Origin of the sequence: Corynebacterium tuscaniense (assembly GCF_008693065.1) — a bacterium.
GTDB lineage: Bacteria > Actinomycetota > Actinomycetes > Mycobacteriales > Mycobacteriaceae > Corynebacterium > Corynebacterium tuscaniense.
Map to the genome: position 1 here is coordinate 1 of NZ_VXKH01000005.1, position 14,316 is coordinate 14,316.

Genomic DNA, 14,316 nt, shown 5'->3' on the forward strand with positions numbered 1-14,316 from the left:
AACCGGACCAGCGGGTCGAGCTTGTGCAGGTTCCGGAAGGGCGCGCCGGGTCCGTCGAGAAAGCTCAGCCAAGCCAGGCCGAACGGGCCGTGCGCTGCGCCCATGAGCGCCACGCCGAGGCACAGCAGCACCACGAAGTAGCCGCGCCAGGGGGAGCGCCATGTGGCTAGCCCTGCGATAGCGACTGCCGCAATTGCGGCAGTCGCGAGGACGAAGACAGGTTCCGCGACGAGGAGGGAGCCGGCGGTGCGCTCCGTATCCACGAAGGGGGCCCACGAGGTGGTGCCCCGAAGGATCTCCGCCAGGTTGAGCCACCGAGTGGTTACGTAGGAAGACTCAATGAAATCTGTAAACGGCGCCGAATACTTCCCCAGCACCAACAGGGGGCCGATCCACCAGGCGCTCACGAGCGCAGTTCCGGCCAGCCAACCGGCCAGATGCTTCCACGCCCCACGCCACAACAGGAGAATGAAAGCCGGCAGGCACGCCATCATCGTCGCGGTGGCATTCACCGCGCCCATGAAAGCGATGGGTACCACTGCCGCGGCAACATCGCACCAGTTCAACCGCGTTGCCCCGATGAGCGGCAGCACCGTCCACGGCACCAGAGCGACAGGCCACGCCTCCGAAGAAATCGCGGTCAGTGTGGTGAGCATCCGCGGGCTCAACGCGAAGAGCACCCCCGCCGCCCAGGCTGGCCACAGAGCAAATCCGACCTTGCGTGCCACCAGGTACGCCCCGGAAAAACCCACCCCCATGACCACGATCCACCACATCCGCTGCGCCACCCAATCCGGCAGCGGATCCGTAAGCAAGAAGAACAATCCGTGGGGGAACAGATACCCGTAGGCCTGGTTCTGAATTTGGCCCAGTGTGAATGTGTCCGTGTACGCATGCCCGGCAGCGGCCAAGAATCCAGCCGGGTTCACCAGCACATCAAACTTGGTATCCGCTGCTGTGCGGCCGGGGGCTTGCAAAAAGGACAGAAGGCCCAGTGCCAGCCATGTGAAAAGGTGCGCGCTACTGGCGCGAGCCGTACTCCGGTCCACCAAGAACCGCCTGGTCAGCGGGCACAGCATTGCCGGTGGGCACACGGTTCTGCCCGGAGAAACCCGCGATTCCCACGACCGCCACGATGCCGAGCACCACGCCCGTTACGGCGCTGGCAAGAACCGGGCCGAGGGTGCGGCGCGGCCACGATGCGGTGCGGTTTGTCATGCTCACAGACCATACCAGCCCTTTGGGGCGGAGCGTGTCCACGCGGGACGATAGTATAGGCCCGACACGACTTCTTATAGCTCTAAGGAATCCACTTTCATGCGCGCATCCATCACAGGCTTCCTGGCGTTGTGTGCTGCGCTCATGCTCAGCGCGTGTACGCCGACGGGTCCAGAATCTACGCCGGAGACATCCCTTGCCACTGTGACCAACACCGTCACGGAAACGCCCGCGAGCCCTGCGCAGCAGCGCGTGCCGGAGGATCTTCGCATGCGCGTAGCATCGCTCATGGTTGTGGGGGTTACTTCTTATGATGACGCCCGTGCCGCCCTCGACCAAGGCGTCGGCGGCCTGATTATCCCAAGCTGGGCGGACCCGGCCCTGCTTACCGAGGAAGGCCGTAACATCAACGCACTGCGGGAGGAATTCAAGCGCCCCTTTATCGTCGCCATTGATTTCGAAGGTGGCCGCGTTCAACGCCATTCGCAGATCCTCGGATCCTTCCCCAGTCCGCGTGACCTGGCTAAACAGTCTGATGACGTCATTCAGGGCACCGGCTACGACATTGGCACTCGTCTGCGTGAACACGGCATCAACGTGGATTACGCACCGCTGCTGGACCTCGATGTCACGGACCTGGACATCGTGGGCGACCGCGCATTCGGCCCCTCACCCGATCGTGTCGCAGAGGTGGCCACGCTTTTTGCGCAGGGGCTTATCGACGCACGGGTGGCGCCCACCTTCAAACACTTCCCCGGCCATGGTCGCGCCAGCGGGGATACCCACCACACCCTTGCGGTGACCCCGCACGTGGATGAACTGTATGGCTTCGACCTTGCCCCCTACGCTGCCGTGCTGCCGAAATTCCCCAACGCGTCTGTCATGGTCGGCCACATGGCGGTGCCCGGAGTAGGGGAGGATGACCTTCCTGCCTCCCTCAATCCCGCCATTTATGAGCTCCTGCGTTCCGGTGACTACCCCGGCGGCTCACCTTTCCATGGTGTCGCAGTGACCGACGATCTCTCCGGCATGCGGGCCATCACCGACCACATGTCCACCCCCGAAGCCGTCCGTCGCGCCATTGCCGCCGGCGCTGATCAAGCACTGTGGTCATCCGGTACAGACCTGCCTGCGGCCATTGACGGAGTGGTCGCCGCCGTCAACAACGGGGACATCCCCGAAGAACGGATCACCACCGCCGCCACCCGCGTCCAACAACAATTCATTGACACAGAATTTTGATCTTGAACTACCCTGTATCAGGTGAGCTCCAAACCTACATCCACGAATCAGCCCGGCGCGTCCCGTGGCAGCAAGATCGCCGCGGGGTTCTTCGCCGGATTCTTCGTGCTTCTGCTTGGCCTGTATCTTGCTGATATTGGGCTCAACCGTGGCACTGTGCCACGCGGCACCACAGTTGGTGGTGTGGAGATTGGGACGATGAAGCCCGCCGCGGCGGTGAGTTTGTTGGAGGGAGAGCTCGGCGACGTGGAAAAGCGTCCCGTACTCGCGCGTGCCGGCGACGTAGAGGCGACCTTCATCCCTGAAAACGCTGGTCTCGGCGCTGACTGGCAGGCAACCGTCGACGCAGCTGGTGTGGAATCCCTCAACCCACTCTCGCGTCTGCTTGGCTTCTTCCGCACCAAAGAAGTGGACATCACCTCGACGATCGACGCGAACAAGCTTCAACCCGAAATCGACCGCCTAGCTGCGGATCTAGCGCGCGACCCCAAGGATGGGACCGTGGCGCTAGAAGGGGGTAAGGCCAAGGTTGAGGAGCCCGAGGACGGCCAACACGTCATGCGCGACGACCTCGAACGCACAATGACCCTCAACTGGATCAACCCGGATGGCATCAGTGTTGAACCGAAGACCACACCCCCGGCGATTGATGCCGACGTGATCAAACAAACCGTCGACGGGCCTGCCGCCGCCGCACTCAAAGGGCCACTGACCCTGCGTGGCGGCCAAGGTGAGCAAAAGGTCAAGGCTGTCATTGAACCCGAACGCATGGGCGAGATTGCCACCTTTCGTAATGAGCCAGAAAACAAAAAGATCGTCCCCGAAGTCAACCCCGACAAGGCTGAAGAAATCTTCGGTGAACAGCTCAAAGACACCGTCACGAAAGTCCAAAACGCCACTATCTCTGCCTCCGGCGCCGTGACCCCTTCCCAAGATGGCAACGAGATTGCCTGGGATATCGTCTTGCGTGACCTTGATCGACGTGTGTTTGGCAGCGATCCCCGCGAATGGGACGCCGAATACCGTGACGTCCCCGCCACCTTCACCACCGAACAAGCGAACAATGCCACCTTCAACGAAGAAGTTGGGTCCTTCACCACCGACGGGTACTCCGACGCCTCAGGCACCAACATCAAACTCGTGGCGGAGACCGTCAACGGTGCTGTAGTCAGCCCCGGCCAAACCTTCTCCCTCAACGGCTACACCGGCCCGCGCGGGGCGGCGCAGGGCTACGTGGAATCCGGCATCATCATCAACGGTCACGCTGGCAAGGCTGTCGGCGGCGGCATCTCCCAGTTCGCCACCACCCTCTACAACGCCTCCTACTTCGCCGGCATGACCGATGTCGCCCACACCCCGCACTCCTACTACATCTCCCGCTACCCAGCCGGGCGCGAAGCCACCGTGTACGAAGGTGCCATTGACCTGGTGTTCAAAAACGACACCCCAAACCCAGTGAAGATTGTCACCGATTTCGGCGGCGGCAAGATCACCGTCCGCATGATGGGTGTGAAAGACCGCACCGTTGAATCCGTCAACGGCGGCCGCTGGGCAGAAACCTCCCCATCCCCACAGACCGTGTCCGGTGACGGTTGCGTCCCCTCCAGTGGTTCCCCTGGATTCACCACCTCTGACACCCGCATCGTCCGTGACCTTGCAGGCAATGAAATCTCCCGCGAAACCCAAACCACGGTGTACGACCCCCAACCAATCGTCCGCTGCGACTAAAAAGGCGGGATGGTTTCACCCAGCTCCCGCTCCAAACCCCAGCGGGTAAGCCGCGCGATCTCCATGTCCCGCGGCATGAGCGGGTGCAGTGGTGCGCCCGGAATCTCAAGATTCACCACATCCGCGCCATCAACTGCTTCCAGCATCGACGTACTCGCCGGCGTCACAATATGGTCCCGCCGCGAATACAAGGACGTATACACCACCCCCGGGTGCGTATCCGGAACCACGCGGGCCAACAACCATTCCGATCCCACCAAATGCTGCTGGGCACTCTCGCCTAAGAAACGGTTCACCACAGCTTTTTGTTTGTTCATCACCTGGGATATCAGTTCCGCCCGCCCATCCACATCTGTGCCATGAAACGGCGAACCCATCGTGACCACCCGGCGCACCTTCTCATACCCACCAGCCGCGATGAACAACTTGGTCACCGTGCCACCCTGCGAATGCGCCACGATGTCCACCTGGTGTGCACCAGTTGCCGCGAGCACCTTGTCCACATTGGCAGCCAATTCCCCCACGAGATCATCTAGATTCCCCGTGCCATACAGCCCCGGCACCCGCATTTGGCCATAATCAAACCCCCACACCCAATAACCATGGGTGGCAAGATACCGGGCCTGACGCGTAAAAGCACTGGTCCTACCCTGGAAACCATGCACAAACAACACCGGCGTGGGATGCTGCGGGGTGAAAGCAGGATTGTTAAACACAGGTTTGGGCAAGCGCACACAGCCACGCTAGCAGTTCGGGCGTGCCGGGAGAGTTCAAGAAATCTAACCAAAGTCACGCAATAACGCGATGAAACCCCGGGCCCAGTAATCTGACGAGCGTCAGATTCCTCAGCCAACGCCCCTTTTTGAACCCCCACTTGGAGCCGGCGACGAGAATCGAACTCGCACTCTCAGCTTGGGAAGCTGATGTTCTACCACTAAACTACGCCGGCGCAGCCACAACGAATGCAGCGGGAACATCGTAACACCGCCACCCCTCGAGCCCCCAAATGCGCGGGGTTAAGATTGTTTTGTGCTTCTTTCAGATCGTGACATTTCCTCCGCCATCGAGTCCGACCGCTTTCAGATCGACCCGTTCGACCCTGATCTGATCCAGCCATCGAGTATCGACGTGCGGATTGACAACCTCTTCCGCGTGTTCAACAACTCGAAATACACGCACATCGACCCCAAGGAAGAAATGCCGGACCTGACCACCGAGGTCCAGGTCCCCGAAGGTGAACCCTTCGTGCTGCACCCCGGCGAATTTGTTCTCGCCGCAACGCTGGAGCACTTCACGCTTCCCGCCGACCTCGCTGGTCGCCTCGAAGGCAAGTCCAGCCTCGGCCGTCTTGGCCTGCTGACTCACTCCACAGCCGGGTTCATCGACCCGGGCTTCTCCGGCCACATCACCCTGGAGCTTTCCAACGTGGCAAACCTTCCCATCACTCTCTGGCCCGGCATGAAGGTTGGCCAGCTGGCGCTGTTCAAGATGAGCTCCCCGGCCCAAACCCCGTACGGCTCCAGCACACTCGGCTCCAAGTACCAAGGCCAGCGTGGCCCGACCCCATCGAAGGCCTACCTGAACTTCCGCTAGACACCTTCCTCTAAAAGCACTCGCGCTGCGCAACTTCACAGTAGGGGTCATAATGGCCGGTATGCGCATGACTGTGATTGGCACTGGTTACCTTGGCGCGACGCACGCCGCTTGCATGGCAGAACTTGGCCACGAGGTGCTGGGAATTGACGTTGACCAGGCAAAAGTCGATGCTTTAAAGGCTGGCAAGGTCCCGTTTTTTGAGCCCGGTTTGCCGGAGGTGCTGGAGCGCAATATTGCGAATGGTCGGCTGCGCTTCACCACGGATTACAAAGAGGCCGCCGAGTTCGCGAATGTCCACTTCATTGGCGTGGGCACCCCGCAGCAGCGTGGCAGTTACGCGGCGGACACTTCCTATGTTGAAGCAGCGGTGGATAGCCTTGTGCCGCATTTGCAGGGGGATCACGTGGTTTTCGGCAAGTCGACGGTGCCGGTTGGAACAGCTCAAGCACTTCAAGAACGAGCCAATAAGCTTATTAGCGCCTCCGCCACCCTCGAGATCGCCTGGAACCCCGAGTTTCTTCGCGAGGGCTACGCGGTCAATGACACGATCACACCGGACCGTATCGTGCTTGGCGTCCGTAGCCCCGAAGAGGGCATAGAAACCCACGCCGAAGAGATTGCACGTGAGGTGTACGCTACTCCGCTGGCAGACGGTACGCCGTTTATTGTGACGGATCTGCAGACCGCTGAGCTGGTCAAAGTTTCCGCCAACGCTTTCCTGGCCACGAAGATTTCCTTCATCAATGCGGTCTCCGAGGTTTGTGAAATTGTTGGCGCCGATGTCACTCAGCTCGCAGACGCCATCGGCCACGACGAACGCATCGGCCGTAAATTTCTCGGCGCCGGCCTCGGTTTCGGCGGTGGCTGCTTGCCTAAGGATATTCGCGCGTTCATGGCCCGCGCGGGCGAGTTGGGAGCCGATCAGGCCTTGACTTTCCTCCGCGAGGTGGATGCGATTAATATGCGCCGCCGCCAGCGAGTTATTGATTTGTCGCGCGAGATCCTAGGATCGCTCATCGGCCGTCGCATCACAGTGCTCGGCGCTGCGTTTAAGCCGAATTCGGATGATGTGCGTGATTCGCCCGCACTCGCAGTCGCGGGTCAGCTCAATCTCGCGGGCGCCGCGGTGCGAGTCTACGATCCGGAGGCGATGGACAATGCACGCAAGGTCTTCCCCACGCTAGATTATGCAGACTCGCTCGATGACGCTCTGACGGACGCTGAACTGGTTATTCTCGCCACGGAATGGGACGAGTTCAAGAACTTAGATCCGGATCGTGCGGGTCAGCTCGTTGCAAGCCACATACTTATCGACGCCCGCAACGTCCTCCCCATCACCCCCTGGCGCGCCGCCGGCTGGGAGCTTCACGCCCTCGGTCGTTCTCTCTAACGCTTTTAACCGTCGCTTCTCGTTTCAGCAGCGTCGCTCCGGCGCTTTGAGAGAGTGGAAGGTATGTCGTCAGAGCATGCGGACAAATCTGTCCCTTTGGTCGTGCTCTCCTGGTCAGAGCCAATATTTGGTATGGACACGTAGTGTGTCCGCATGAAATAGAACTATTTTCCCAGAGTAAGAGGTGTAGTTGGAACGGTCTGGACAGATTTGTCCGCATTTCATTTTGCGCAATCTATCCAGCCCGAGGGGCTGAGCTTGCGTCAGGCCGATTGGGCTCGGCCGAGCAGAGCCGAGCAAGGCAGAGCCGAGCCGAGTGCGCCTAGTGCTGGTGGTAGTCCGAGAGGAAGTTGCCCAGGCGCTCAATGGCGTTCTCTAGCTGAGATGCCCAGGGGAGGGTGACCACGCGGAAGTGATCTGGCTTCGGGTAATTGAAGCCGGAACCACCAACCATGAGGATCTTCTCGCTCTTGAGAAGGTCGAGCATGAAGCGTTCGTCGTCGTGGATCTGGTACATGTCCAGGTCGATCTTGGGGAAGGCGTACATGGCGCCTTTAGGTTCAACCACGGACACGCCCGGGATCTCCCGTAACTTCTTCACCGTGATGTCGCGTTGCTCTTTCAAACGGCCACCCTCGCCGGTAAGCGCGTAAATGGACTGACGTCCGCCAAGAGCCACCTGGATAGCGTGTTGGCCTGGGACGTTCGCGCACAGGCGGGTGCCGGCGAGCAAATCCAGGCCTTCGATGAATCCGGTCGCGCGACGTCGCGGTCCGGTAATGACCATCCAGCCAGAGCGGTAACCGCACACACGGTAAGCCTTGGACAGGCCGTTGAAGGTGCAGGTGACCAGGTCGGGGGCGATGGAGGCCATAGAGTGATGGACGGCGCCGTCGTAAAGCACGCGATCATAAATTTCGTCGGCAAGCACCATGAGCTCATGCTCGCGCGCGATATCGGCAATTCCTTCGAGGATTTCCTTCGAATAGACCGCGCCCGTCGGGTTGTTCGGGTTGATCACCACGATGGCTTTGGTGCGCGGGGTGACCTTTGAACGGATGTCCTCGAGAGACGGGTTCCAATTGTCCTCCTCATCGCACACGTAGTGCACTGGCTTGCCACCGGCGAGTGAGGTGGCTGCGGTCCACAGTGGGTAGTCGGGGGAAGGAATGAGCACTTCATCGCCATTGTTAAGTAGCGCCTGGGTGGTCATGGAAATGAGCTCGGAGACGCCGTTGCCGAGGTAGACATCGTCGATATCAAAATCCGGGAAGCCTTCCACCTCCTCGTAGCGTGTCACCACAGCGCGACGAGCCGGGATGATTCCTTTCGAAGTGGTGTAGCCCTGCGACGTTGGCAGAGCGGCGATCATGTCGCGCATGATCACATCGGGAGCGTCGAAACCGAAAATGGCCGGGTTACCTGTGTTCAGCTTCAAAATGGAGTGCCCATCGCGCTCCATCTCCTCCGCCGTCGCCGCAACCGGACCGCGGAGGTCATACGCTACGCCTTTCAGCTTGTCCGCCTGATCAAAGTGGCGATGCTTCTTAATACGGGGGGAAGATTTCGTCTCGGGTTGGTCGGTCATGGAGGCCATCCTACTCATCTGACATGCGAGTCATACGGTATCTGTCGAGCGTCTTTTGTGCGAGGTCCATTGCGGAACCTGTGATTTCGTCGCGCTTCGCGGCGCGCAAAGCTTTTCTACGCTCCTCTTCCATTCGTCGTTCAGCCTGAATCTCGCGAAGACGTTCCCTTTCAAGTTGTCGGGGGCTGGGCGTGTACCAGCTATCAGGCCCGACTTTCATGACGTAGAGGAGGATGAACAGGATGGGGATGAGCGTGAAAATCAGTGCGCCAATCCCAGGAAATCCGGCCTGGCCTGCCACAGCGGTAAGAGCGACCGTGCCAACAGATCCGAGGCTGAAGATGCCCAACCGTGTGCGTTGTCCGCTGGTCCGGGACTGTTCAATTTCCTCACGGGTATATAACTGCATGTTCTTCGATTGCACTGCCGGTTCCACGCTGGTGTTCTTCCCAGGAAGATCCCGGAACAGGGGGATGAGATCCCCGTGGGTGGTGGCCTCCGTTACGGCATCACAACGGCGGTCATATTCGGCCAGATCTAACCGGCCTTCGCCGTAAGCGAATGTGAGACGTGAGAACGCGTCTGCACGGTCGGTGTCCGATAAACGCAGCTGAAGTTTCGCTGCTGACGAGTTTTCTGGCTGATAAATCACAATTCAAATAGTAGTGAGAAACCCCTGCTCTTTCCTAGTAGAGCAGTGTGTAATGGGTAAATAGTTGCTGCGTACACGAAACTATATGCATGACTCACGGGAGATTTGCGTTACCCTTGTCTACATGACTAATCCGAATGACCCACAAAACGGTTACAACAGCACTGGAGGTGCGGGCGACAACCCGTACGGCGGTAACTACGGCAACCAGCAATTCCCCCAGTACGGCTCCGAAGGGGAGTCCGGCCAGTCAGGCCACGCTGATCAGTCTGGTTACGGCCAAGACCAGACCCAAAACTACGGTCAGACCCAGGGGTACGACCAGACTCAGGGCTACGGCACCTACGAGTCGTACAACACGTACGCTTCGCAGGATGCCTACGGTGCCGGCTACGTGGACCCGAATGCTTCTTCTCAGTCTGGCCAACCGTTGGTGACCAATGCTGGTCCGCTGCCGGTCATGGACGCGCTGGCTTTTGGCTTCAAGCGTGTGTTCACGAGTCAGTGGCACGTGTACTTGGGCTTGGCACTGATCCCGATGTTGGTCGCCTTGGTCGGTTCCATTCTGATTGCTGGCCCATTGGTGGCAGCCGTCATGGAGGACCCGGAGAACTTTGTTCCGGGTGCAGGTACTTTCGTTTCGATCGCTCTGTTCGTGATCATCGCGACTCTTGCGACTATGGCTTTCCAGATTGTGTTGGCCAAGGTGGCGTTGCGAGACACTGCAGGTGAGGCACCTGCGTGGGACAAGGCATTCAAGGATGTTCCGTGGGGTCCTGGTTTCTTGGTGTACATCTTGGTGGGCTTGGCGTTCGGTGTCGTCGCTATCGTGGCAATGATCATTCCGATTCTGCTTGTCGCATTTGTGTCTGCACCGCTGGGTGTGTTCCTGGTACTGCTTGTGGGCATCGGCCTCATCTTCCTGTACCCGTTCACCGCGCTGATCCCGCTGTACGCGATTGACGGTCGTACGTCTGTCACGGGTGCTTTCTCCGCTGCGTACAACGACATCAAGCCGAACTACTGGCGCGTGTTTGGTGCGCTGGCTCTGGTTGGTTTGATCACGGGTGCTGCAAGCTCAATCACCAGTGGTTTGTCCTCCCTCATCATGACGCCGGTGAGCGTACTTGTGGCGGTGTTCGTGTACCGCTGGATCAGTACTCGTCACGAGCAGCCAGTCCAGCAGGATGGCTACATGAGCATGTACTAATCTTCGCAGCTGAACTGCGATTGGTTCAGTTCGAAGTACGTTCCTCGCCGGGCAAGGAGTTTCTCATGGGTTCCTTGCTCGGCGATTTTTCCGTCCTGCATGACGATGATGAGGTCAGCATCCCGAATCGTCGATAGGCGGTGAGCGATGACAAAGCTAGTGCGGTTGTTGCGCAGCGCGTTCATCGCCTTTTGTACGAGCACCTCGGTGCGGGTATCCACGGAGCTCGTGGCTTCGTCGAGGATGAGCAGCGCGGGTTGCGCCAGGAAGGCGCGTGCAATGGTGATCAACTGGCGTTCGCCAGTGGAAATGGATCCGGCGTCTTGGTCGATTTCGGTGTCGTAGCCTTCGGGGAGCGTGCGTACAAAACGGTCGACGTAGGTTGCCTTAGCTGCGGCGATGACTTCTTCATCGGTGGCATCAAGGCGTCCGTAGCGGATGTTGTCCATGATGGTGCCCTTGAACAGTACCGCGTCCTGGAGCACCATGCCCACCTGTGAGCGCAGGGTGGCGCGGGACATGTCGCGGATGTCGGTGCCGTCCAGGCGGATGGCGCCGGAATCAATGTCGTAGAACCGCATGATCAGGTTGACCAGGGTGGTTTTGCCTGCGCCGGTCGGCCCGACGATCGCAGCGGTCTGCCCCGGTTCCACGCGCAGGTTCAGGTTTTCAATGAGAGGCTCGTCAGAAGCGTATGCGAAGTCCACGTGGTCAAATTCGACGAGGCCCTGGGACACTGTGACGCTGTCATCTGATACGTCGGGTTCCTCTTCTTCCGCGTCGAGAAGTTCAAAGATGCGTTCCGCGGAGGCTACACCGGACTGCAGCATTTGCATCATGCCAGCGACCTCCCCGAGGGGTTGGTTGAGCTGGCGCGAGTACTGGATGAACGCGGTGGCTGCGCCAAGCGTCAAATTCCCTGATGCGACTTTGAGTCCACCGAGCACTGCCACAGCGACGTAGGACAGTGACTCAATAAACTGCATGATCGGGTGCATGGCGTTGGCCAGAAATTGGGCTTTGTGTGCTGCGCTGGCCAGCTCCTCGTTGTGCTCGTTGAACTCTGTGCGGACGTAGTCGGAGCGCCCAAAAATCGTGGTCACGTCATGGCCGCTGAAGGCTTCCTCCACATGGCCGTTGAGCCCGCCGGTGGCTTTCCACTGGGTGACAAATTCCTTTTGGGAGCGGGTACCCACGAGTCCGATCACGGCACCAGTGAGTGGGATAGCAAGGAGAGCAACGAGGGCAAGCTGCCAGGAGATGACTACCATCATCACAACGATGCCCACGATCGTGAGCAGGGCGTTGAAGAGCGACGCAAGGGATTGCTGCAGGGCTTGTTGCACGTTGTCTACGTCATTGGTGGTTCGGCTCATCACGTCTCCGCGTTGCCGTGAATCGAAGTAACTCAGCGGTAAGCGGTTGAGCTTCGTTTCAATTCTTTGGCGGAGAGCATATATGGCCCGCGTGGTCAGACGGTTCAGGATGGAACCTTGGCTCCACCTGAGGAATGAGGCGGCGATGTACAGCGCAAGCACGAAGGTGATGAGCTGGCCGAGTTTGTCAAAGTCTATGCCACGCCCGGGGATCAGTTCCATCGCGGACACCATGTCGGCGAAGCGGTCTTGGCCGGCAGCACGCAACCCCTCAACAGCTTGTTCAGGTGTTGTTCCTGCAGGAAATTGGCGGGAGACAACACCGGAGAAGATCACGTCCATGGCTTTGCCCAAAACGCGTGGTGCCCATACGGCCAGGAGGACCGAAATCGCATTCATGAGGAACACGAAGGTCAGCGCAATTTTATAGGGTGCTAGCAGACCTAGGAGTCGCTTCGCGGACGGCCAGAATTGCTTTGCTTGGCGGGGAGCTTTGCCCGAGTACTCATCGCCGGCCATGGAGGCTTCGTATTCGGCCAATTGCTCGTCATTAAGCTGCTCACTCATGCCGTCACCTCCTGCTGGCTTGCCGCGATCTCGCGGTACGTTTCACTCGTACGTAGCAGTTCATCGTGGGTTCCGCGCGCCACAATATCGCCAGCCTCCATCACGAGGATCTGGTCAGCATTGCTTATCGACGCCACCCTTTGCGCCACCACCAACACCGTCGCCCCCGCGGTGTAGGCATGCATCGCCTCTTGGAGTCGCGCTTCGGTGACGGCGTCGAGGGCCGAAAACGAGTCGTCAAAAAGCAGCACATCCGGCTTGGCCACGAGCATGCGCGCGATACACAAGCGCTGGCGCTGACCACCGGAAACATTAGTGCCACCCTGGGCGATGGGCATGTCCAGGTCTTCCACGAAGTGGGCCTGGGCGACGCGCAGTGCCTCCCAGAGCTCCTCATCGGTGGCCTCTGGATTGCCCACGCGCAAGTTGGTGGCCACAGTGCCGCGGTACAGCCAGGGCTTTTGCGGGACCATCCCGACCTTGCCGCCGACGCGGATGCGGCCAGACGTGGGGTAGTAGAGCTCCGGGAGCAGGCCCATGAGCGTCGATTTTCCGGAGCCCGTTGAGCCGATGATCGCCGTGAAGCTCCCTGGTTGTGTGGTGAATGAGATGTCCCGCAAAACCGGTTCCTCTGCGCCTGGATACTGGTAGGACACGTTGTGGAATTCCACGAACCCAGGTTCCGCATCGGTGTCCACTGCTTGGTCTGGGCGCTGGGTGTGTTCGTAGTACACAACTTCGCTGATGCGGCGAGCACAGACGAGTGCGCGGGGAAGCATCATGAGCATGAACATGCCCATCATCACAGCCATGAGAATCTGCATGAGGTACTGCATGAACGCGGTCAGCGAACCAACTTCCACGAGCCCCGCGTCCACCCGTTTTCCTCCGAACCACAACACTGCTGCGGTAGCGAGATTCAAGATGAGCATGCTGACAGGAAACATAGCTACAAATACGCGACCGATATTGCGGCTCAGCCTGGTCAGCTCGCCATTCGCCTTATCGAACCGGGCTTCCTCAAAATCCTCGCGCCCAAACGCGCGAACAACCCGGATACCGGCAATCTGCTCACGCAACAACCCATTAATAGCGTCTAGTTTGGCCTGCATCTTTTTAAACATTGGCAGCAGCACCGTCAGAATAATCGCCACAACCACGCCAAGTGCAACCACGGCAACCACCACCAACCACGACATTCCAGCATCTTGGCGCAGCGCCATCACCACACCACCAACAGCCATAATCGGTGCGGCGACCATGAAATTAAGACACAGCAAGATGGTCATTTGAACCTGCTGCACGTCGTTCGTGGCACGAGTAGTCAACGTGGCTGCACCAAAATGGCTCATATCCTCGGATGTAAAACGGCTGACTTTGTCATAGATAGTGCGCCGTATATCCCTCCCCGTGCGCATCGCCGCTGCCGAGGAAAACCACACCGCGGCCACTGCCGCTGCAACCTGGACGAAAGATACAGCCAGCATGACTAATCCGACGCGCTGAATGTATGCGACATCCGCCTTGGCGACACCATTGTCGATGATGTCCGCGTTCAAATCCGGCAAGTACAGCAACGCCAATGCAGACACTAATTGCAGCACCACAACCGCAGCAACCAGTGGCGCGTGGGCCTTGCCGTACTTCCCGGTGAGCCGAATGAGCTCCACGAATTGTCTCCTTGTTTCGAAGTTTCGCAATAATCCTAGCTGGTGGGAGGGACACGCGCGGGAGACGTCGATAAGCAGT

The 14,316-nt window shown here is 59.3% G+C and carries 12 protein-coding genes and 1 tRNA gene; 5 read left to right on the top strand and 8 right to left on the bottom strand.

Annotated features, from left to right (window positions below):
• A partial coding sequence (locus tag F4V54_RS02540; protein ID WP_150386137.1) for an alpha-(1->3)-arabinofuranosyltransferase domain-containing protein occupies positions 1 to 1,079 on the bottom strand: 1,079 nt, incomplete at its 3' end.
• Positions 1,021 to 1,218 carry a DUF2613 domain-containing protein gene (locus tag F4V54_RS02545; RefSeq protein ID WP_034662727.1) on the bottom strand — a complete coding sequence of 66 codons (198 nt, stop codon included), beginning with the start codon at positions 1,216 to 1,218 and terminating at the stop codon, positions 1,021 to 1,023. The genes F4V54_RS02545 and F4V54_RS02540, both read right to left, overlap by 59 nt.
• Positions 1,219 to 1,317: 99 nt before the next feature.
• Between F4V54_RS02545 and F4V54_RS02550 the strand changes: the two genes are divergently transcribed.
• Positions 1,318 to 2,460 carry a glycoside hydrolase family 3 N-terminal domain-containing protein gene (locus F4V54_RS02550; protein ID WP_150386138.1) on the top strand — a complete coding sequence of 381 codons (1,143 nt, stop codon included), beginning with the start codon at positions 1,318 to 1,320 and terminating at the stop codon, positions 2,458 to 2,460.
• Positions 2,461 to 2,481: 21 nt separating this feature from the next.
• Complete coding sequence (locus F4V54_RS02555; RefSeq protein WP_249041208.1) at positions 2,482 to 4,188, top strand: VanW family protein; 1,707 nt, start codon at positions 2,482 to 2,484, stop codon at positions 4,186 to 4,188.
• On the opposite strand, the gene F4V54_RS02560 is transcribed toward F4V54_RS02555, so the two are convergent.
• Both F4V54_RS02560 and F4V54_RS02565 read right to left on the bottom strand, forming a co-directional pair.
• On the bottom strand, positions 4,185 to 4,922 hold the full coding sequence (locus F4V54_RS02560) for an alpha/beta fold hydrolase (RefSeq protein WP_249041209.1): 738 nt from the start codon (positions 4,920 to 4,922) through the stop codon (positions 4,185 to 4,187). The two genes, F4V54_RS02555 and F4V54_RS02560, sit on opposite strands and share 4 nt — an antisense overlap.
• A 141-nt stretch (positions 4,923 to 5,063) precedes the next feature.
• A tRNA-Gly gene (locus F4V54_RS02565) sits at positions 5,064 to 5,137 on the bottom strand.
• Positions 5,138 to 5,217: 80 nt separating this feature from the next.
• Between F4V54_RS02565 and dcd the strand changes: the two genes are divergently transcribed.
• Complete coding sequence (gene dcd / locus F4V54_RS02570) at positions 5,218 to 5,781, top strand: dCTP deaminase (protein ID WP_034662732.1); 564 nt, start codon at positions 5,218 to 5,220, stop codon at positions 5,779 to 5,781.
• Between the two features lie 61 nt (positions 5,782 to 5,842).
• Positions 5,843 to 7,174: a UDP-glucose dehydrogenase family protein gene (locus tag F4V54_RS02575; protein ID WP_034662826.1), complete on the top strand. Its 1,332-nt coding sequence runs from the start codon at positions 5,843 to 5,845 to the stop codon at positions 7,172 to 7,174.
• 322 nt (positions 7,175 to 7,496) lie between these two features.
• Here F4V54_RS02575 and F4V54_RS02580 read toward each other — a convergent pair whose 3' ends face one another.
• Together F4V54_RS02580 and F4V54_RS02585 are read right to left on the bottom strand one after the other, a co-directional pair.
• Positions 7,497 to 8,762 carry a pyridoxal phosphate-dependent aminotransferase gene (locus tag F4V54_RS02580; RefSeq protein ID WP_034662828.1) on the bottom strand — a complete coding sequence of 422 codons (1,266 nt, stop codon included), beginning with the start codon at positions 8,760 to 8,762 and terminating at the stop codon, positions 7,497 to 7,499.
• A 10-nt stretch (positions 8,763 to 8,772) separates the two neighbouring features.
• A complete protein-coding gene (locus F4V54_RS02585) occupies positions 8,773 to 9,414 on the bottom strand; it encodes a DUF1707 SHOCT-like domain-containing protein (RefSeq protein WP_249041210.1) in 642 nt (213 codons plus the stop codon).
• Positions 9,415 to 9,538: 124 nt separating this feature from the next.
• Here F4V54_RS02585 and F4V54_RS02590 point away from each other — a divergent pair, with 124 nt between their 5' ends.
• Complete coding sequence (locus F4V54_RS02590; protein ID WP_150386139.1) at positions 9,539 to 10,624, top strand: hypothetical protein; 1,086 nt, start codon at positions 9,539 to 9,541, stop codon at positions 10,622 to 10,624.
• Here the strand turns inward: F4V54_RS02590 and F4V54_RS02595 are convergent.
• Together F4V54_RS02595 and F4V54_RS02600 are read right to left on the bottom strand one after the other, a co-directional pair.
• Complete coding sequence (locus F4V54_RS02595) at positions 10,621 to 12,567, bottom strand: ABC transporter ATP-binding protein (RefSeq protein ID WP_150386140.1); 1,947 nt, start codon at positions 12,565 to 12,567, stop codon at positions 10,621 to 10,623. The two genes, F4V54_RS02590 and F4V54_RS02595, sit on opposite strands and share 4 nt — an antisense overlap.
• On the bottom strand, positions 12,564 to 14,237 hold the full coding sequence (locus tag F4V54_RS02600; RefSeq protein WP_150386141.1) for an ABC transporter ATP-binding protein: 1,674 nt from the start codon (positions 14,235 to 14,237) through the stop codon (positions 12,564 to 12,566). The genes F4V54_RS02595 and F4V54_RS02600 overlap by 4 nt, the downstream gene beginning before the upstream one ends.
• Between the last annotated feature and the right edge of the window lie 79 nt (positions 14,238 to 14,316).